Below are 17,568 nucleotides of genomic sequence, written 5' to 3'. Positions count from 1 at the left end.
GAAACCTGTCCTTTTGTCTTATGGGGAGAAATGATCTTTTGTGCCGCCGAGCCACACCGCAAGGCGGCCTCCGCCGGATCTGGCGTCGCGCTGGTCCCGCGAAACCTCGCGCGTGCGGCACAGGGTAGTACAAGATCAACTTCACTCTGACGTGTGGATACCACTACCTAGAGCTTCAGCTCACCGATAGCCTCCTTCGCCACCGTACGTGCCTTGATGCTCTGCTTCTGGTTGGTGGTCACGACTACCGCGTTCCCGCCCTTCGCGACGGCGTAAACGGCGCCTTCGCCGGAAGGTTGGTAGCCGCCTTTCCAGCCCGCCGGTTCGTCGGCGGGGTTGGAGGTGTCGATGGGCGCCGCCTGATCAACCAGCGCCTTGGCCACGGCGGGTTCCCCGACGTACACGCGCACGGTGAGCTGCAGTTTCCCGCTGAGCGCGTAGAAGAAACAGGTCGGATGCGGCTGATCGGCCGAGGTCTTGACCTTGGAGACCTTCTGCCCGTTGGCGTCCGAGACGAACTCGTTGCCCAGATACGGGCACGGGCCCTTGCCGGTGGGTTCCGGGGCGGGCGGGATGCTGGGCGCCGGGGTGTTCGACGGCGCGGGCGAACTCGCCGCGGGCGGCGGCTGTTCCGTCGGCCCGCAGGCCGCCAGCAGCGGCACGACGAGCGGCAAGATCAGAAGACGTCGCATAGTGGCGTCCAGTGAAGCAGATCGCCGTTTCGTGCGACGATGGCGCTGCGTGAGGAATCTTCGGGAGGCATCGGTGCTCACCAAGGAGCAGTACCTGGGTGCGGTGGCAGAGCGCATCCAGCGCAGCGGGGGCAGGCTGAACACCGTCCAGATCGGCCCGAGCACCGCCGTCGTGGGCCTGTTCACCGAGTCCGTGATGATGTCGACGATGAACTATTGCGTGGTCGCCGCGGCGATCCCGGAGGTGACGGCACCCGCGTTGTACGACTTCACCAGGCTGGCGACGCAGCACGCGCGGGCGAACGTGATGGGCACGGTCGGCTGGACGGCCGCTTCGGTGGTCATCGCCGGGCTGATCGGCGACCGCGTGTACCCGGACGCCGCGCAGGCCGCGTCGGCGAAATCCGGCAACCAGTTCGGCGGCGAGACGCGCATGGTGGCCGTCGACGTGTCGGCGGCGCAGATGTACGCGTTCGTCGGCGGGAAGCTGTGGGGCGCGGCGGTACAGGGTTCGGTCAACGCGAAGCTGACGTTCTGTTTCCCGCAGCCGGCCGAGGTCTATCAGCAGGTGCAGTGGGCGCAGTCGCAGGGCCAGCAGCCGCCGATGCCACCAGGCCCGCCCGGACCGCCTCCCGGTCCGCCTCCCGGTCCGCAACAGCCGCCGCCCGGCTGGCAACCGCAGCAGCCGCAGTACCCGGTCGGGCCGCCGCCCGCGCAGGGTCCGCCGCCGGGCCAGCATCCGCCGCACTATCCGCCGCCCGCGCCCGGTTATCCGCCGCAGCGCCCGCCGGGGTACTGATGGATCGCACGCTGCGCGGCTGGCCTTCGTTCCCCGAAGAACTTCCGGAGTTCGACACCGAGGCCACTCCCGCGACCCCGCGCGAGCTTTTCCTGGAGTGGCTCGACGAGGCGGGTGAACACGTACTGGCGCCACACGCCGTCACACTGTCCACAGTGGACGCCGACGGGGTGCCGGACGCGCGGGTCGTGATCCTCAAGGACGTCGACGGCGACACCTGGGCGGTCGCGACGAGCTCCGAAAGCCCGAAAGGTGTTCAGCTGGCGAAGAATCCGTTCGCCGCGCTGACGTTCTTCTGGCCGGGACGAGGCCGCCAGATCCGGATGCGCGGCCCGGTCTCGGTCGCCGATCCCGAGGTGTCCGCGGCCGATTTCACCGCCCGGCCGCCGGCGTCCCGGGTGGAGGCGTTCATCGGCAGGCAGTCCCAGGTGCTCGAAGATCCGGCCGACCTCGACCGCGCGGCCGCGGAAGCGGAGCGATGGGTCGAGGAGAACCCCGGCGTGGCACCGGAAACGTGGACCCGCTACCTGGTGACGCCGTCCGAAGTGGAGTTCTGGCAGGCGAGCCACGACCGGCGGCACCGGCGGCTCCGCTACCGGCGCGCGGACGGGGCCTGGCACAAAGAACGCCTCTGGCCGTAAACGGTAACTGGGAACGACGATCGTCGGGTTGTCGTGGATGATTCACTTCGGCGACGGTGAACGACACCTTGTCCCCAGATCGTTCGGAGGCGAAATGTCCACACGCCGTCGCATCGGGGGCGCCTTGGCCGCCACAGGGCTCGCCCTGCTGGCCGTCACGACGCCCGTCGCGAACGCCCAGACCGGCGACCCGGCGAGAGGGCTGTACTCGGTGGAGGGCGCGGCCACTCCCGACAAGCGCACCGAGGTCGCCCGCACCGGCGTCGACGTCGCGGGTTCGCGCGGCGGCGCGCTGACCGTCGTCGCCACGCCGGGACAGGCCGCGGCCCTGCGCGCGAACGGCTTCGGCCTGAAGCCGCTCGGCGACTTCGACAGCATGCTGAAACAACGGAGCGGCCGGGCGGGCACCGCGGCCGTCGCGGGCGACTTCCCGCCGGGCGACGAGGCGTACCACACCTACGCCGAAACGACCGCGGAGCTGCAGAAGGCCGCGAAGGACCACAGCGACATCGCGACGCTGTCGAGCGTCGGCAAGTCGTATGAAGGCCGCGAGCTGAACCTGCTGAAGATCAGCGACAACGCGGGCACGGACGAGAACGAGCCCGAGGTCCTCTTCACCTGCAACCAGCACGCGCGCGAACACCTCACCACCGAGATGTGCCTGCGGATCGTGCAGCGGTTCACCAGCGGGTACGCGAGCGACCCCGCCATCAAGAAGATGGTCGACGAGCACGAGATCTACGTGATCCCGAACGTCAACCCGGACGGCTCCGAGTACGACATCACCGGCGGCGAGTACCAGGGCTGGCGCAAGACGCGGAAGCCCGTGCCGGGCAGCAGCGCGGTCGGCACCGACCCGAACCGCAACTGGGACTACAAGTGGAACTGCTGCGGCGGGTCGAGCAACAGCCCGTCCGCCGAGGACTACCACGGTCCTTCGGCGTTCTCCGAGCCCGAGACCAAGGCGGTCGCGGCGTTCGTCGACTCCCGCGTGGTCGGCGGCGCGCAGCAGATCAAGACGCACATCGACTTCCACACCTTCTCGGAACTGGTGCTCTGGCCCTACGGCTACACGAAGGCCGACACCGACACGGGTCTGAGCGAAGAGGAAGCGAAACGCTTCGCCGACGTCGGCAAGCAGATGGCCGCCACCAACGGCTACACGCCGGAGCAGTCCAGCGATCTGTACGTCACCGACGGCGACGTCAACGACTGGGCGTGGGGCAAGCACAAGATCCTCAGCTACACCTTCGAGATGTACCCGAAGGACGGCGGGATCGACGGCTTCTACCCGCCGGCTTCGGTGATCCCGGAGCAGACCGCCCGCAACGACAAGGCGGTCGACATCCTGATCAACGAGGCGAAAGCCTGAGATCGGCCACTCGCGACGCCCGGCTCTTCGGCGAATCCAAGCTGAAGCTCCGGGCGTCGCCCAGCTGGTCACGGACGAATTCCTCGGTCCTCGCGATCGTCTCGCGCAACGCGGCGTCCTCGTCGCCGAAGAATTTGTGGACGATCTTCCCGGCCTCGGTGTCGAACTCCCACAGGCCGACGATGCGGCCCCTGTCGACGATCACGTGACTCGGCGGATCCGCCTGCCCGCCGAGCGTCTCCCCCGCCCGGCCTCCGGGCACCGGCCGTTCGACGTCGGCGTCGGCGAGCAGTCGCGACATCTCGCGGTGCAGAAGATGGATGCCGTCGATCCCCGCGAGCAACGCGTACGACGGCTCCGCCGGCACGGTGAACGCGGCGAACTCGTCCGCGAGTTCCTTGGGCAGCAACAGATCGGTGCCGTCGAGCGGCACCAGCTCCAGCTCTTCCGCGATCTTCTTCGCGCTCGCCGCGGTGAAACCGGAGAACCAGCGGAAGTGCTTGAGCGACGCCGGAGCCGCCCACGAGAAGTACCGCCGGGCGAGCCCGGTGCGCGCGGTGTCCATATCGGACAGTCCGCCGCGCGGGGACGGCGTCCAGCGGACATAGCCGTAACGCTGCTGATCCAGCCTGCCGTCGACCGGGACCCGGCGGATGTCGCCGCGCGCCTGGAGCAGGCCGAGCGCGAGCGGCAACGTCGTGGTGGTGCCTCGTTTACGGCCGGCCTCCCCGAGATTGCGCACCGCGGCTCCGGCGGCGTCCTTGATCGCGGGCGGGCCGAGCGGTTCGTCCGACGCGTCGAGCAGGCCGGTGACGGTGACGCACAGCTGCTCGATCTCGGCCTGTGTGACGCCGAGGTACTTCTCCGCGGCCGCGAGCTCACCGGCGGGCGCCCCGGCTCCGACGGTCAGGCCGAGTTCGAAATCCGCCGATGGCAGGACGTAAGTGCAGCCGCGCGCCGAAGGCAGCTCATGGATGGCCAGCCGGGCGACGTCCGCGTCGACGGTCTCGCGATCGAGACGGGCTCTGGCGAACAGCCCGAGATAGGGCGCCGACCCGCCGACCGAGCGCATCCAGCCGGTCCGTTCCAGCACCTCGGCCGCCGATGACCCGTGCAGCGATCCGTCGAGACCCTGCCGATGTGCCCACCACGCGCGCAGCTTGTCGGTCGCCATGACTCCACGGTATGGGCATCCGGTGACACCCCGCAGCCTGGCACGATCGACAGGTGCGCAAGCGGTTCTCGGAAGGCTCCCCGATCGCGTCGACGGTGGTCACCGGCGACGACTTCGACGAACTCGAGCACACCTTCCAGGCGTTCCTCGCGCCGGACACGGTCAAGCTGCGCACCCCCGCGCCCACCGGGTTCTTCGACATCTCCCAGCTCAGCGGCCTGCGCGTGCCCGGAATCGACCCGAACGGCCTGTCGGTCTACGAGCTGACGCTGGACTCCGAGGCCGTTCTCCATGGCGAAGAAACCCCGGACGCGTACACCGTCGTCGTCACCCTGAACGGTCAGAGCCAGGTCGAGATCGAGGGCGAGGTCGTCCCGGCGCGACACGTCGTGACCGGCCCGGGCACCCGGTTCCAGACCGGCTACGACCATCCCGACATCTTGCTGCTCCGCTTGGGCAGGCAGCTGGTGACGGACACGATGCACGAGCGGCTCGGCGAGGCGCCGACGTCGACCCTGCGGTTCGATCCGGTGATCGCGCCGGACATGGACCCGTGGCTCACCCTGCTCCACACCTTCAGCGAGACCGCCGCGTCGGGGATGTTCGACCGGTCGCCGCTGGCCGCCGCGCATTTCGAGAAGCTGCTGCTGCACGGGCTGCTCGACAGTCAGCCGCATTCGCTGTCCGGCGACCTCGCCGAAGAACGGCACCGGCCGAAGCCGGCGGCGGTGCGCCGCGCGATGACCTACTGCGAGGAGCACGCCGCCGAACCGGTGTCGATCGGCGAACTGGCGATGGCCGCGCGGATCAGCGTGCGCGCGCTGCAACAGGCGTTCCGGACGGAGCTGGGGCTGACGCCGATGGAGTACCTGCGCCGGGTGCGGCTCGACCACGTGCACCAGGACCTGCTCGCGATCGCGCAAGGGCGCGCCGAGGGCACCGTCACCGACGTCGCGCTGCGATGGGGCTTCACGCATCTCGGCCGGTTTTCCGGTTTCTACCGCGACACCTACGGCAAACTTCCCTCGGAAACGGCACGTTTCACCGCTTGAAGGAGCCCGGATGCTGGTCGAGCTGGCCATCGGCGACGCGTACGGAGGTTCTTTCGAGCACGCGTACCCGAGCTTCGTCGCGGAGCACAACAACCTGACGGGCTACGTGCCGCATCACGGTCAGCCCGGTGCTCCGGCCGGGCGCTACACCGACGACACGCAGATGACGATCGCGATCGCCGAAGTGCTCGTCTCGGGCCTGCGCTGGACGCCGCTGCTGCTCGCCGAACAGTTCGTGCGGGCGTATCACCGCGACCCGCACGACGGCTACGCGCCGAGCTTCCATCGGCTGCTCAGCGAAGTCCGCGACGGCGAAGAGCTGCTGCGACGGCTCCGGCCGCAGAGCGACAAGAGCGGCGCCGCCATGCGCGCCGGGCCGATCGGGGTCCTGCCGACCGTCGACGACGTGCTCTATCACGCGAAGCTGCAGGCCAGGATCACGCACGACACCCCGGCCGGGATCGCCGCGGCGCAGGCGGCCGCGCTGGCCGTGCACTATTGCCACCATCGGGTGGGGCCGCTTTCCGAAATCGCGAGGTGGATCGAAGGGATCCTTCCCGAGGACGTCGGGCACGGCGGCTGGGCGCTGCCGTGGTCGGGCAAGGTCGGGCCGCAAGGCTGGATGAGCGTGCGCGCCGCGCTGACCACCCTCGCGAACGGCCGGAGCCTGAGCGGGATGCTCCACTCCGCCGTCGCGCTCACCGGCGACGTCGACACCGTCGCGACGATCGCGCTGGCCGCCGCGTCACGCTCGCCCGAGGTGGCGCAGGATCTGCCGCCGGTGTTGTGGCGCGACCTGGAGAACGGAGAGTTCGGCCGCGACCACCTGGCGGCCCTCGACGAGCGGCTGCTGCACATCTGACGTACCCGGGATCCACGGAACGCGGACGTGCGCGTGCGCCCGGTTCGGCAGACTGAGCCGGTGAGGTGGCTGAGCAGAGGTGGAGCCGTCGCCGCTTGGCTCGCGGTGACCGCGTTGCTCGTCGTCGGCACGGCGAACCTCGAGCCCGGGATCGGGGAACGGCCGGTCGACGCGTTCGGGTTCGCGATCGTCGCGTTCGCTTGTCTCACGCTGACCGCCGTCCGGCGGACACCGGTGGCGGCGGCCGGGGCGGAAGCGTTTGCGCTCCTGCTCTACCTGGGGTTCGGCTATCCCGACGGTCCCGTGCTGTTCGCCGGTCTCGTGCCGTTGTTCGCGCTGGGGATCCTGCGTCCGCGACGGCTCGCGTACGCCGTCGCGGCCGGTGTGGCGGCGACGGTCGTCAGCACGAACGTGGCCACCGGCGGGGCAGGCGTCCTCGATCTGGTCTTCGTCGGCTGGGCAGGCGTCGCGGTCTTCGCGGCCGACGCTCTTCGAAGTCGTCGCGAGCGGACCGCGGCCGCCGAGCGGGCGGAACGCGACCGCGTCCTCGGCGAGCGGCTGCGTATCGCTCAGGACCTGCACGACAGCGTCGGCCACGCGATGGCGGTGATCAACGTCCAGTCGGGGATGGCCCGGCACGTCATCGACGATCACCCGGAAGTGGCGAAGGAAGCGCTCGAAATCGTCCGCACGGTCAGCGGCACGATCCTCGACGAACTGAACGCCATGGTGCGGCTGCTGCGTGACGACTCCGCACCGCTCCGGCCACCGCCGGGGGTCGCGGACATTCCGGAGCTGGTCGCTTCGGCGAATCAGGCGGGCTTGACCGTCACGCTGGACCTCGACGCTCCCGGGATCGATCAGCCGGTCGGCGGCGCGGTGTACCGGATCGTCCAGGAGTCGCTCACGAACGCCGCGAAGCACGGCACGTCGGCGGTCGAGGTGAGGTTGCGGGCGGACGACGGTCTGCGGCTCGACGTGCTCAACGAGGTCGGCAAGCCCGGCCCGGACGTTCCCGGCGCCGGGATCAGGGGAATGGGTGAACGAGCCAGGGCGACCGGCGGCACACTGACCGCGGGCCGCGAGGACGGGAGGTTCCGGGTGAGCGCGCGATGGCCGTGATCAGGGTGGTACTCGCCGACGATCAGCTACTGGTGCGATCCGGATTCGCGGCATTGCTCCGGGCGGAAGCCGGGATCACCGTGGTGGGGGAAGCGGACGACGGCGAGGCGGCGGTGGCCGTCGTCGCGGAAACCGTGCCCGACGTGGTGCTGATGGACGTCCGGATGCCCAGCCTCGACGGAATCGAGGCCACCCGCCGCATCGTGGCGGACGAACGGCTGTCCGGCGTCCGCGTCCTCATGCTGACCACGTTCGACCTGGACGAATACGTTTTCGACGCCTTGCGCGCCGGCGCCAGCGGGTTCCTGCTCAAGCACACCGCGCCCGCGGATCTCCTCCACGCCGTCCGGGTGGTCGCCGCGGGCGACGCGCTCCTCTCGCCGAGCGTCACCAGGCGCCTGATCGCGGAATTCACCGCGCGACCGTCGCCTTCGCTGCCCCGCGCGGACGGTTCGGCGTTCACCGAGCGGGAGCACGAAGTCGTCCAGCGGGTCGCGCAGGGCATGTCGAACGAGGAGATCGCGCGGGAGTTCTTCATCAGCGCGGCGACGGTGCGGACGCATGTGAGCCGCGCGATGAGCAAGGTGCACGCCCGCGATCGCGCGCAGCTGGTGGTGTTCGCCTACCGGACCGGGATGGTGCGCGCCTGACGTAGCCGTCGATCTCCACATCGGCACGACGACGCGACCCGGGCCCGCGAGCGACGCTTTCGCCATGAAATCCATCGTGAAAGCCGCTCTGCTCACCGCGCTCCTCACCCTCCCGGGAACCACGACGGCCGTCGCCGCGGAACGACCGGCCCGCTGCGCCGAACAACGCTTTTCGGTACAGGTGAACGGTGAACACCAGACCATCGCGGGCGAACTCTGTGCCCGAGGGAAAGCCACCAAACTGCAGATCCTGCTGCACGGCGGGACCTACGACCGCTCGTACTGGGACTGGCCGTACCAGCCGCGTCGATACTCCTATGTGGACAGTGCCACTCGCGCGGGCTACGCGACGCTCAACCTCGACAGGCTCGGATACGGCCGCAGCAGCCGCCCGGATCCGGAGACCCTCGACTTCGACGCCGGCGGCGAGGCCGTCCATCAGGTCGTCCGGCAGCTGCGCCCGCGCTTCCGTGCCATCGTCCTCAATGGACATTCGATGGGCGGTCTCGTCGCGGAAAGGGCGGCCGAACGGGGCGGCGTCGACGCCGTGATCGTCAGCGGCATCCCCCGCGACCGGCCCGGCGACCGAGCCGCGGCCGCGTCCCCGTTCCACCCGGCCGAACTCGACCCGAAGTTCGCCGGAAAGCCTTGGGCCCGCGGCTATTTCACGACCCGTCCCGGCACTCGCGCCCAGACCTTCCATCACCCCGGCACCTACGACCCGGCGATCATCCCCGTCGAAGAAGCCCTCAAGGACACGCTGGCGTCGGCGGAACTCCGTTCGGTGGGGCCGGACGCGGCGAACCGGTCGGCGCCGAAGGTCCCGACGGCGTACGTACTGGGCGAACACGACACCCTGGTCTGCGGAAGCGGCGACTGCGGCGCCGACGAGATCGTGCGGGGCAGCGGTCATTCGATCAACACCAGCCTCGCCGCACGGAGCTTCTACCGGTGGACCTTCGCCTGGCTGGCTCGAAAGTTAGGGTAACCTAACCTAGACTGGCCGCATGGATTCCTTGACGCCGGTTCGCGAGGCCGCCGACCATTTCGGGCTGGCGATCTCGACCCTGCACTACTGGGAGCGCCGCGGGCTGATCACCGCCCGCCGCCGCTCGGGACAGCGGTACTACGACGACGATCAGCTGTATCGCATCGCGCTGATCAAGCACTGGCGGCGGATCGGCGGGCTGGGCCTGGCCAGGATCGCCGAACTGCTCGCCGAACAGCACCGCTGGCGGGAGGTGGTGACGGGACAGCTCGCCGAGATCGAACGGGAGCGTGCGCGGCTCGACACCGCGCACGACTACCTGGTCGAACTGCTCACCTGCCGCCGCGAGGGGAACCTTGAGGACTGCCCTTGGTTCCGCGACCGGGTCGACCTGCCCGCGGCGGCGAGCTGAGCCCGGGCATCGCCACCGCCGCGACCACCGCGGCCGCCGCGAGGCAGGCAGCGGAGGCGAGGAACGCGGCGGTGTAGCCGTGCACCAGCGCCTCCCCTTTCGGCAGGCCGGACGGTGAACTCGCGGTCACGGCCGCCGCGAGCGCGGTCAACGCGGCGAGCCCGAGGGCGCCGCTGGTCTGCCGGACCGTGTTCAGCAGACCGGCGGCCAGTCCGTTCTGGCGTTCCGGCACCCCGCTGGTGGCGGCCACGGTGATCGGGGTGAAGGCCGCCGCGGTCCCGAAGCCGAAGACCATTCCCGGCACCAGCACGGAAACGACGTAGGAAGCGTGCGCACCGGCCAGCGCCGCGATCCCGGCGAAACCCGCCGCGCCGACCGCGCAGTACAACGCCGCCGCGCGCCGGGGCCCGATCCGCACCGACAACCCGCCCGCCGACCGCGCGCCGGCGAACATCGCCACCCCCACCGGCAGGTAGGCCAATCCCGCCCGCATCGGCGAATAGCCGTGAACGTCCTGCAGGTACAGCGAAAGCAGGATCGGGCTGGCGAGGAAACCCAGTCCCAGCAAGAAGATCACCACGTTCCCGCTGCTGACCGAGCGCAGCCGGAAGATCCCGAGCGCGACCAGCGGTTCGTCCGCCCACCTGTCCTGGTGCACCAGGAAGACGGCGAGCAGGACGAGACCGCCCGACAGCGGAAGCAGCACGGCCCCGCTTCCCCAGCCCGCGGACGACGAACGCATCACCGCGTAGACCACGCCGACGAGTCCCGTCGCCGACAACACCGCGCCGGGCACGTCCAGCCTGCCGCGAGGACGGCTTCGGTCCCGGAGCGGCAACACCGCTCCGGCGACGACCACGGCCACCACACCGATCGGGACACTGACGAAGAACACCCAGCGCCAGCCCGCCCACTGGGTCAGCAGGCCGCCGATCACCGGTCCCGCCGCGGCACCGGCCGCGCCCACCGCGCTCCAGGTGCCCAAGGCCCGCGCGCGACGGGCGGGTTCGGTGAACGTCGTGGTCAGCAGGGACAACGTCACCGGCATCAGCAGCGCGCCGCCGAACCCTTGCACCGTGCGGGCGACGAGCAGCGTCTCCGGGGAACCGGCGAGGCCGGCGGCGAGCCGCGCGACGGTGAACAGGCTCATCCCGAGCACGAAGATTCGCCGGACCCCGAATTCGTCGCACAACCGGCCGCCCAGCAACAGGAAGCCGGCGAAGGCGAGCGTGTACGCGTTCACCACCCAGGTCAGCGCGCTGTCGGAGAAACCGAGCCCGAACCGGATCGCGGGCAGGGCGACGGAAACGATCGTCGCGTCGAGGATGACCACGAAGGAGCCGGCGCAGGCCAACCCGAGCACGATGCCTTCACGTTTCATACCGTCACCCTCCGCTCCGGCGGCGGATGATCTTCCGCCGCCGGGCCAGCGTGCCCGCTGAAGCGCGCTTGAGGGCAAGCCCGTTTCGCTACCAGGAAGGCCGGTACCGCAGGCCTTGCTCGTAGTACTGGTCCTCGGATTCGGGTTGCTCGTCCTGCGGGGGCCCGGCCGGTTCCTCCGAACGGTCTTTGAGCACGACGTTCTCGGCCCCCGCCGTCGCCCGGCGCGGCACCGGCGGCGCGACGGTCTCCCCGGTCTCCTGGAACGAAGGCGTGAACGCGAGCCGCCAGCGGAGGCGGTCCGTGATGTATCCGGCGTTGCCGATCGGCGCCATCAGCTCCGCGCTGCGTTTCGCGGATCCTTGCTGCGCTTCCTGATAGGTCCGCATGACGGTGCCCGCGATCTCGGCGGGCGACATCCGCGACGCGGCCTCGCCAAGCCGAAGCCGCGTCATCACACCGTCGGTGTTGACCGAAACGGAAACGGCACCGTCCGGCGAGGACGCGTCCACCGAGAGGGCGGCCAACGCCTCGAGCATCGCTTGCCGGTCGTTGGCCGGTTTCTTGGGTGCCGGTTTGTCGGCCACGCTCACTCCTTGAGGGGTGACAGCTCCCGCGGCGGTTCCTGGAACTTGCCGTCCTTCGAGATGTCGACGTTCTGGTCCCGGACCCGCTTTTCCGTTCCCTTGTCGGTGTTTTCGGTTTCGAAGTTGCCAGGGTCGAAGGTCTCGCCGGGGCTGACGTCCGGCGGTTCGGGGATGATCGGCAGGTTGTTGATCTCCGTGTTGATCTTCGAGATCAGTGATTCCGACGCGCGGAACATGGCTTCACGGATGTTGACCACACCGTCGTGGAAGCTGTTGTAGATCATTTCGGGGCTGTCCCCGACGATCGCGGCGTTCTCGGAGACCAGGGTCGAGAGCCCGGCACCGGCCGCCGCACCGGCGACCTGCACTCCGTTCGCCGTGGTGAAGAACGTCGCCGCGGTGAGGCCTGCCGGAGGCGCGGCGGCCACGAGCAGAGCGGTGACAGCGGCGGCGAAGGTCGCGGCCAACGCCTTCACCAAGGCGGATTCGTCCTGCCGTTCCTTGTCGTCCCGGTACTTTTCCGCCGCGGTCAGGAAGGAGGCGGCGAGAGTGCTCAGGTCGGCCCGTGCGGTCGCGATGGCGTCCCGCGCGGCCACGATGTCGGCTTCCAGCACGGTGAGTTTGGTACCCACGCGGGAATAGGTGTTCACGAGACCCTGGATGTAGCTCTTGGCGGTCTCGGCGCCTTCACCACGCCACTTGAGAAGCAGGACCAAGGACCGGTCGAGCGGCGCTTTCGTGTCCTGGAAAGCGTTCCAGAGACCTTCGTAGGCCTCGATCATGGTCTGCAGGCTGTTCTCGCCGACGAGCTCCGCCTCGGAGAACTCGATGAAGAAGTCGCGGACCTCTTCCTTCAGGCCGCCGCTCAAGTCCACGTCGCTGCCGAAGAACGGCGGGTAGAGGAGGTCCAACGCCGCGTAAGCCTTTTCGGCCCCCGCGGTGAGGTCGTGGGAGATCCCCTCGAGAAGTTTGCTGTTGTCGCCGAATCCGGCGGTGCTCTCCGCGTCCAGCGCGTTGAAGTACCCGTCCACGCCGCTACCCCTGGTTCCCATACGCAGCGCGGTTCACTCGCTGCTTGTTGTCCTCGTCCACCGATTCGTAGAGTTCGGCGACCCGCTCCAGGGCACGGGAGGCGTCCTGCGTGCTGCGGTGCAGCTTCGCGAGCATCTTCTCGACGGCCTGGCGGTGTTCCTCGTAGGCCGCCGAAACCCCGCGCATGCCCAGGGTCTTCCCGAACGCGGTGTCCGGCGCGAAAAGGCCGGGCAGAAGGCTTCCCGTCACCGGGTCGGGAGCGGGGACGTCCTGCCCGCGCACCCCGGTGTGGGCGGTACTGACGATGTCCGCGGCATTCTGCAGTTCCTTGCTCGACAACCTGAGATCGTCGAGGTCGGTTTCGAAACTGACCATGTTCACCTCGCTGTCCGGATTCCACCCCCATGTAAGCAGCGTTGACTTGGCTGAGCGCGCGACTTTGTCATCCGCGTACGGTGACGAACGTCACCGCTCAGACGCAGACCCAGCAGTAGAGACGGTCGCCCCTGGTCGTGGCGGTGCGGGCCAGTTCCGCGAAGCCGGTCAGCACGGTGACGAGGTCGTCGGGGTCGGCCCCGCCACCGAACTCCTCGGTCCGCGACCAGGGCTCGGCCACCTCACGCAAGCGCGGCTCGTCGGCGTCGGACAGCGCGGCGGACAGCTCATCGGTCAGCGCGACGACCAGCCGCGTGCCGCCGTCGGCCATCGCGACGGGGGCGATGTCGCGTTCGATGATGGTGTCGTAGCCGACGCCGGTGAGCAGGGACTCCAGCGTGCCCAGCTGCACGAACGGGTCCACACCTTTGAGCTGGACGGTCGGCAGGGACGCATCGGCGGGACCGCCGTCGAGGTCGATGGTGGCGGCCGCGGCGTCGTCGTCCGGCGCGGCGAAGTAGTCGAAGAGGACACCCATGCGCGCATTCTGCCCGGAAACGAAAAGGCCACCCGGAGTGCGGGTGGCCTTCGTGGATACCGGAGTGGAGCTGAGGGGAATCGAACCCCTGACCCCTGCCTTGCAAAGGCAGTGCTCTACCAATTGAGCTACAGCCCCGGGTCGCGGACGATCATGATAACCGCCCGCGCCGAAATCAGTTGTTGCGGGACGCGTCCGCGGCCTTGGCCGGGGCGCTTCCGTTGGTGGAAGCGGATCCCAGCGGACGCTCGGTGGGAGCGGTGGCCTCACGCCAGAGGTCGGCCTCGGCCTTGGCGGCCTTGTTGCGCTTGATCACGAACAGCACGCCGCCCGCGATGACCGCGAGTGCCAACAGCTTCTTCATCAGAAGCCCCCTCTTTCCGCCGAGTTGCTCCGCTTACCCACCGATGCTACTGCACGCGGTTCTCCGGACGCCCGCTGCCCGAGGTTCCACGTGGAACCAAGGTCCGGGCAACGAAAAAGCCGACCCGCGAGAATCGCGAACCGGCTTTCGGAGTGGGCCCACCAGGACTTGAACCTGGGACCTCTTCGTTATCAGCGAAGCGCTCTAACCGCCTGAGCTATGGGCCCGAACGAGGAGAAGATTACAGGACGTCTTTCGACGCCCTGCAACCGGGTCACTCTCGTTCGGAAAGGGTCACTTCCAGGCCTCCGGCGAGGTCGGCGGAGACGTTGTAGATGAAGGCGCTGACGGTGGCCAGCGCCGAGATCAGCACGATGTTGATGGCGCCGAGGATGGCCGCGATCCCGAAGACGCGGCCGGCGCTGATCAACGGGTCGGCCGGTGCGTCGGCACCTTCGCCGCCGACGAGCGACGAGTAGGTCCCGTTGAGTTTGTCCCAGACGCCCATGCCGTCGAGGACGGTGTACAGGACGCCGACGGCGACGAGCCACACGAAGAACAGCGCGACGCCGAGGACGAGGGACAGTTTCAGCACCGACCAGGGGTCGAAGCGTTTGATCTGCAGGCTGGCGCGACGCGGTCCGCGGCCGGGGCGGCGGAGCGCGGTGGGGGCGGCACGGGTGCGGGAGGCCGACGGGATGGCGGAGGGGGCGGGTTCGCCCTCTCCGCTGTCGCCGAAAAGCCTCTTCGCGGCCGTGCCGCTGACCCCGTGATAGTCGGTCACGGTGGTCGTGTCCCGCTTCGGGTCCGAGTGGGCCACGTCTTCGGTGGCGACCGAAGACACCGAGACCGTCTGCTCGCTGGAGCCTTCGGGTTCCCCGGCGCCGCTGTCGCGCTGCCAAGGCGGGCTCGACGAACCCGCCTGCGCGCCGCCTGCTTCGGGCTTCTCGGATGGTGTCACGAGGTGTCAGTCCTTACCCAGTACGTGGGGCGTCGTCTACTCCTGCTCCGACGCCGGGGTTTCTTCTCCTTCAGTACTACCTGCAGTGGCGACGTCTGAGGGCTCGTCCGCGTTGCGTGCGACCGCGAGAAGAGTTGTTCCTTCGTCGAGATTCATCAGCCGCACTCCCTTCGTCTGCCTGCCTGCCTTGCGCACCTGCCCGGCCGAAGTCCGGATCACCCCGCCGCTGGAGGTGATCGCGTAGAGCTCGTCTTCGGCGTCGACGATGACCGCGCCCACCAGCCTGCCACGTTTCTGGTCGTACTGAATGGTGAGCACACCCTTGCCGCCGCGGCCCTGCACCGGGTAGTCCTCGGTCGGGGTGCGCTTGGCGTAGCCGCCGCCGGTGGCGACGAGGAGGAACTTGTCCGGCTGGACGACGTTGATGCCGAGCAGCTCGTCGCCGTCGTTGAACCGCATGCCCAGCACACCGGACGTCGCGCGGCCCATCGGGCGCAGGGCCTCGTCGGTGGCGTGGAAGCGGATCGACTGGCCTTCCGCGGAAACGAGGAGCAGGTCGTCCTCGGCGGCCGCGAGGACCGCGCCGACCAGCTCGTCGCCTTCGCGCAGGTTGACGGCGATGAGGCCGCCGGCGCGGTTGGAGTCGAAGTCGGTGAGCTTGGTCTTCTTCACCAGGCCGCGGCGGGTCGCGAGCACGAGGTACGGGGCGACCTCGTAGTTCGGGATCTCGATGACCTGGGCGATCTGCTCGTCGGGCTGGAAGGCGAGCAGGTTCGCGACGTGCTGGCCGCGCGCGTTGCGGTTGGCCTCCGGCAGGTCGTACGCCTTGGCCCGGTACACGCGGCCCTTGTTCGTGAAGAACAGGATCCAGTCGTGCGTCGAGCAGACGAAGAAGTGCTGGACGATGTCGTCCTGTTTGAGGGTCGCGCCCTGGACGCCCTTGCCGCCGCGTTTCTGCGAGCGGTACAGATCGGTTTTCGTTCGCTTGGCGTAACCCGTGCGGGTGATGGTGACGACGACGTCCTCGACCGCGATGAGGTCTTCGACCGACACGTCGCCGTCGAACGGGATGATCTTGGTGCGCCGGTCGTCGCCGTACTTGTCGACGATCTCCTGGAGCTCCTCGGCGATGATCGCGCGCTGCCGCTCGGGCTTCTCGAGGATGTCCTTGAGGTCGGCGATCTCGAGTTCGATCTCGGCAAGGGTGTCGATGATCCGCTGCCGCTCCAGTGCCGCGAGGCGGCGGAGCTGCATGTCGAGGATCGCGGTGGCCTGGATCTCGTCGACGTCGAGCAGGCTCATCAGCGCGGGCCGGGCCTCCTCGGCCGAGGGCGAACGCCGGATGAGGGCGATGACCTCGTCGAGCATGTCCAGCGCCTTGACCAGACCGCGCAGGATGTGGGCGCGTTCCTCGGCCTTGCGCAGCCGGAAGCGGGTCCGGCGGACGATGACGTCGATCTGGTGCTTCACGTAGTGCCGGATCATCTGGTCGAGCCGCAGCGTGCGGGGCACGCCGTCGACCAGTGCCAGCATGTTGACACCGAAGTTCTGCTGCAGCTGGGTGTGCTTGTACAGGTTGTTCAGCACGACCTTCGCGACCGCGTCGCGTTTGATCGTGACGACGATCCGCATCCCGCTGCGGCTGTTGGACTCGTCGGCGATGTCGGAGATGCCGGTGAGCTTGCCGTCGCGGACCAGGTTCGCGATGTTCTCGACCAGGTTGTCCGGGTTCACCTGGTACGGCAGCTCGGACACGACCAGGATCGTGCGGCCCTTGGCGTCCTCTTCGACCTCGACGACCGCGCGCATGCGCACGGAACCGCGGCCGGTGCGGTACGCGTCCTCGATCCCGGAGTTGCCGAGGATCATCGCCTTGGTCGGGAAGTCCGGCCCCTTGATGCGGACCAGCAGCGCGGCGAGCAGCTCGTCGTCGGTGGCGTCGTAGTTCTCGAGCGCCCATTTGACGCCGTCGGCCACCTCGCGCAGGTTGTGCGGCGGGATGTTGGTCGCCATCCCGACCGCGATCCCGGAACCACCGTTGACCAGCAGGTTCGGGAACCGCGACGGCAGGACGTCGGGTTCCTGGGTGCGGCCGTCGTAGTTGTCGGAGAAGTCGACGGTCTCTTCTTCGATGTCCTGCAGCATGTGCATCGCGAGATGCGCCAGCCGGGACTCGGTGTACCGCATGGCGGCGGCGGGGTCGTTGCCCGACGAACCGAAGTTGCCCTGGCCGTCGATCAGCGGGTACCGCAGCGACCACGGCTGCGCGAGCCGCACCAGCGCGTCGTAGATCGCGGAGTCACCGTGCGGGTGGTAGTTGCCCATCACGTCGCCGACGACGCGGGAGCACTTGTTGTACCCGCGGTCGGGGCGGAAGCCGGAGTCGAACATCGAGTACAGCACGCGGCGGTGCACCGGCTTGAGGCCGTCGCGCACGTCCGGCAGTGCCCGCGACACGATGACGCTCATCGCGTAGTCGATGTAGGAGCGCTGCATCTCCTGCTGGATGTCGACCGGTTCGATCCGGTCGTGGTCCGGAGCCGGCGGCAAGGTTTCCGTCATGAGGT

The 17,568-nt window shown here is 68.9% G+C and carries 19 protein-coding genes and 2 tRNA genes; 9 read left to right on the top strand and 12 right to left on the bottom strand.

What is annotated here, in order from left to right:
- Positions 1-167 precede the first annotated feature (167 nt).
- Positions 168-692: a DUF2020 domain-containing protein gene (locus ACFWIW_RS01720; RefSeq protein WP_037333956.1), complete on the bottom strand. Its 525-nt coding sequence runs from the start codon at positions 690-692 to the stop codon at positions 168-170.
- Between the two features lie 49 nt (positions 693-741).
- On the opposite strand from ACFWIW_RS01720, the gene ACFWIW_RS01715 reads away from it, so the two are divergent.
- The 3 genes from ACFWIW_RS01715 (at position 742) to ACFWIW_RS01705 (ending at position 3,504) form a co-directional block, all read left to right on the top strand.
- The gene (locus tag ACFWIW_RS01715) at positions 742-1,491 is read left to right on the top strand and encodes a hypothetical protein (RefSeq protein WP_378366628.1); all 750 of its coding nucleotides are present in this window, start codon (positions 742-744) and stop codon (positions 1,489-1,491) included.
- Positions 1,491-2,132 carry a pyridoxal 5'-phosphate synthase gene (locus tag ACFWIW_RS01710; RefSeq protein WP_378366627.1) on the top strand — a complete coding sequence of 214 codons (642 nt, stop codon included), beginning with the start codon at positions 1,491-1,493 and terminating at the stop codon, positions 2,130-2,132. The genes ACFWIW_RS01715 and ACFWIW_RS01710 overlap by 1 nt, the downstream gene beginning before the upstream one ends.
- A gap of 94 nt (positions 2,133-2,226) precedes the next feature.
- The gene (locus ACFWIW_RS01705) at positions 2,227-3,504 is read left to right on the top strand and encodes a M14 family metallopeptidase (protein WP_378366626.1); all 1,278 of its coding nucleotides are present in this window, start codon (positions 2,227-2,229) and stop codon (positions 3,502-3,504) included.
- Here the strand turns inward: ACFWIW_RS01705 and ACFWIW_RS01700 are convergent.
- Entirely contained in the window at positions 3,485-4,678 is a 1,194-nt protein-coding gene (locus tag ACFWIW_RS01700; RefSeq protein WP_378366625.1) for a DNA glycosylase AlkZ-like family protein, read from the bottom strand. The two genes, ACFWIW_RS01705 and ACFWIW_RS01700, sit on opposite strands and share 20 nt — an antisense overlap.
- 53 nt (positions 4,679-4,731) lie before the next feature.
- Between ACFWIW_RS01700 and ACFWIW_RS01695 the strand changes: the two genes are divergently transcribed.
- The 6 genes from ACFWIW_RS01695 to ACFWIW_RS01670 all read left to right on the top strand — a co-directional run bounded on the left by ACFWIW_RS01695 (position 4,732) and on the right by ACFWIW_RS01670 (position 9,764).
- Positions 4,732-5,730, top strand: a complete 999-nt coding sequence (locus ACFWIW_RS01695; protein ID WP_378366624.1) for an AraC family transcriptional regulator — start codon at positions 4,732-4,734, stop codon at positions 5,728-5,730.
- 10 nt (positions 5,731-5,740) lie between these two features.
- Positions 5,741-6,592 (top strand): ADP-ribosylglycohydrolase family protein, encoded by an 852-nt coding sequence (locus ACFWIW_RS01690; RefSeq protein ID WP_378366623.1) that lies wholly within the window; start codon positions 5,741-5,743, stop codon positions 6,590-6,592.
- A gap of 60 nt (positions 6,593-6,652) precedes the next feature.
- Complete coding sequence (locus ACFWIW_RS01685) at positions 6,653-7,714, top strand: sensor histidine kinase (RefSeq protein WP_378366622.1); 1,062 nt, start codon at positions 6,653-6,655, stop codon at positions 7,712-7,714.
- The gene (locus ACFWIW_RS01680; protein WP_378366621.1) at positions 7,705-8,364 is read left to right on the top strand and encodes a response regulator; all 660 of its coding nucleotides are present in this window, start codon (positions 7,705-7,707) and stop codon (positions 8,362-8,364) included. The genes ACFWIW_RS01685 and ACFWIW_RS01680 overlap by 10 nt, the downstream gene beginning before the upstream one ends.
- Positions 8,365-8,428: 64 nt before the next feature.
- Positions 8,429-9,352 carry an alpha/beta hydrolase gene (locus ACFWIW_RS01675; RefSeq protein WP_378366620.1) on the top strand — a complete coding sequence of 308 codons (924 nt, stop codon included), beginning with the start codon at positions 8,429-8,431 and terminating at the stop codon, positions 9,350-9,352.
- Positions 9,353-9,371: 19 nt separating this feature from the next.
- Positions 9,372-9,764 carry a MerR family transcriptional regulator gene (locus ACFWIW_RS01670; protein ID WP_378366619.1) on the top strand — a complete coding sequence of 131 codons (393 nt, stop codon included), beginning with the start codon at positions 9,372-9,374 and terminating at the stop codon, positions 9,762-9,764.
- On the opposite strand, the gene ACFWIW_RS01665 is transcribed toward ACFWIW_RS01670, so the two are convergent.
- The 10 genes from ACFWIW_RS01665 to gyrA all read right to left on the bottom strand — a co-directional run bounded on the left by ACFWIW_RS01665 (position 9,685) and on the right by gyrA (position 17,563).
- On the bottom strand, positions 9,685-11,145 hold the full coding sequence (locus ACFWIW_RS01665) for a DHA2 family efflux MFS transporter permease subunit (RefSeq protein ID WP_378366618.1): 1,461 nt from the start codon (positions 11,143-11,145) through the stop codon (positions 9,685-9,687). The genes ACFWIW_RS01670 and ACFWIW_RS01665 overlap by 80 nt on opposite strands.
- An 88-nt stretch (positions 11,146-11,233) precedes the next feature.
- Complete coding sequence (locus tag ACFWIW_RS01660; protein ID WP_378366617.1) at positions 11,234-11,731, bottom strand: YbaB/EbfC family nucleoid-associated protein; 498 nt, start codon at positions 11,729-11,731, stop codon at positions 11,234-11,236.
- Between the two features lie 2 nt (positions 11,732-11,733).
- A complete protein-coding gene (locus ACFWIW_RS01655) occupies positions 11,734-12,762 on the bottom strand; it encodes a hypothetical protein (RefSeq protein ID WP_378366616.1) in 1,029 nt (342 codons plus the stop codon).
- Between the two features lie 4 nt (positions 12,763-12,766).
- Positions 12,767-13,138 (bottom strand): hypothetical protein, encoded by a 372-nt coding sequence (locus ACFWIW_RS01650; protein WP_378366615.1) that lies wholly within the window; start codon positions 13,136-13,138, stop codon positions 12,767-12,769.
- Between the two features lie 97 nt (positions 13,139-13,235).
- Complete coding sequence (locus ACFWIW_RS01645; RefSeq protein ID WP_378366614.1) at positions 13,236-13,676, bottom strand: hypothetical protein; 441 nt, start codon at positions 13,674-13,676, stop codon at positions 13,236-13,238.
- 65 nt (positions 13,677-13,741) lie between these two features.
- Positions 13,742-13,814, bottom strand: a tRNA-Ala gene (locus ACFWIW_RS01640).
- Positions 13,815-13,851: 37 nt separating this feature from the next.
- Complete coding sequence (locus ACFWIW_RS01635; RefSeq protein WP_034321928.1) at positions 13,852-14,040, bottom strand: DLW-39 family protein; 189 nt, start codon at positions 14,038-14,040, stop codon at positions 13,852-13,854.
- Between the two features lie 153 nt (positions 14,041-14,193).
- Positions 14,194-14,267, bottom strand: a tRNA-Ile gene (locus ACFWIW_RS01630).
- A gap of 47 nt (positions 14,268-14,314) precedes the next feature.
- A complete protein-coding gene (locus ACFWIW_RS01625) occupies positions 14,315-15,001 on the bottom strand; it encodes a DUF3566 domain-containing protein (RefSeq protein ID WP_378366613.1) in 687 nt (228 codons plus the stop codon).
- Positions 15,002-15,037: 36 nt separating this feature from the next.
- Complete coding sequence (gene gyrA, locus ACFWIW_RS01620) at positions 15,038-17,563, bottom strand: DNA gyrase subunit A (RefSeq protein WP_378366612.1); 2,526 nt, start codon at positions 17,561-17,563, stop codon at positions 15,038-15,040.
- Positions 17,564-17,568: the final 5 nt, after the last annotated feature.

The organism is Amycolatopsis sp. NPDC058340 (genome assembly GCF_042723975.1).
Taxonomy (GTDB): Bacteria; Actinomycetota; Actinomycetes; order Mycobacteriales; family Pseudonocardiaceae; genus Amycolatopsis.
This window is presented reverse-complemented; position numbering and strand designations above follow the sequence as displayed.

Coding starts and splice junctions, on each gene's coding strand:
- ACFWIW_RS01720 (WP_037333956.1), bottom strand. CDS start 692: ATGCGACGTCTTCTGATCTTGCCGCTCGTCGTGCCGCTGCTGGCGGCC.
- ACFWIW_RS01705 (WP_378366626.1), top strand. CDS start 2,227: ATGTCCACACGCCGTCGCATCGGGGGCGCCTTGGCCGCCACAGGGCTC.
- gyrA (WP_378366612.1), bottom strand. CDS start 17,563: ATGACGGAAACCTTGCCGCCGGCTCCGGACCACGACCGGATCGAACCG.
- ACFWIW_RS01635 (WP_034321928.1), bottom strand. CDS start 14,040: ATGAAGAAGCTGTTGGCACTCGCGGTCATCGCGGGCGGCGTGCTGTTC.
- ACFWIW_RS01680 (WP_378366621.1), top strand. CDS start 7,705: ATGGCCGTGATCAGGGTGGTACTCGCCGACGATCAGCTACTGGTGCGA.
- ACFWIW_RS01675 (WP_378366620.1), top strand. CDS start 8,429: ATGAAATCCATCGTGAAAGCCGCTCTGCTCACCGCGCTCCTCACCCTC.
- ACFWIW_RS01710 (WP_378366627.1), top strand. CDS start 1,491: ATGGATCGCACGCTGCGCGGCTGGCCTTCGTTCCCCGAAGAACTTCCG.
- ACFWIW_RS01650 (WP_378366615.1), bottom strand. CDS start 13,138: ATGGTCAGTTTCGAAACCGACCTCGACGATCTCAGGTTGTCGAGCAAG.
- ACFWIW_RS01670 (WP_378366619.1), top strand. CDS start 9,372: ATGGATTCCTTGACGCCGGTTCGCGAGGCCGCCGACCATTTCGGGCTG.
- ACFWIW_RS01645 (WP_378366614.1), bottom strand. CDS start 13,676: ATGGGTGTCCTCTTCGACTACTTCGCCGCGCCGGACGACGACGCCGCG.
- ACFWIW_RS01700 (WP_378366625.1), bottom strand. CDS start 4,678: ATGGCGACCGACAAGCTGCGCGCGTGGTGGGCACATCGGCAGGGTCTC.
- ACFWIW_RS01665 (WP_378366618.1), bottom strand. CDS start 11,145: ATGAAACGTGAAGGCATCGTGCTCGGGTTGGCCTGCGCCGGCTCCTTC.
- ACFWIW_RS01690 (WP_378366623.1), top strand. CDS start 5,741: ATGCTGGTCGAGCTGGCCATCGGCGACGCGTACGGAGGTTCTTTCGAG.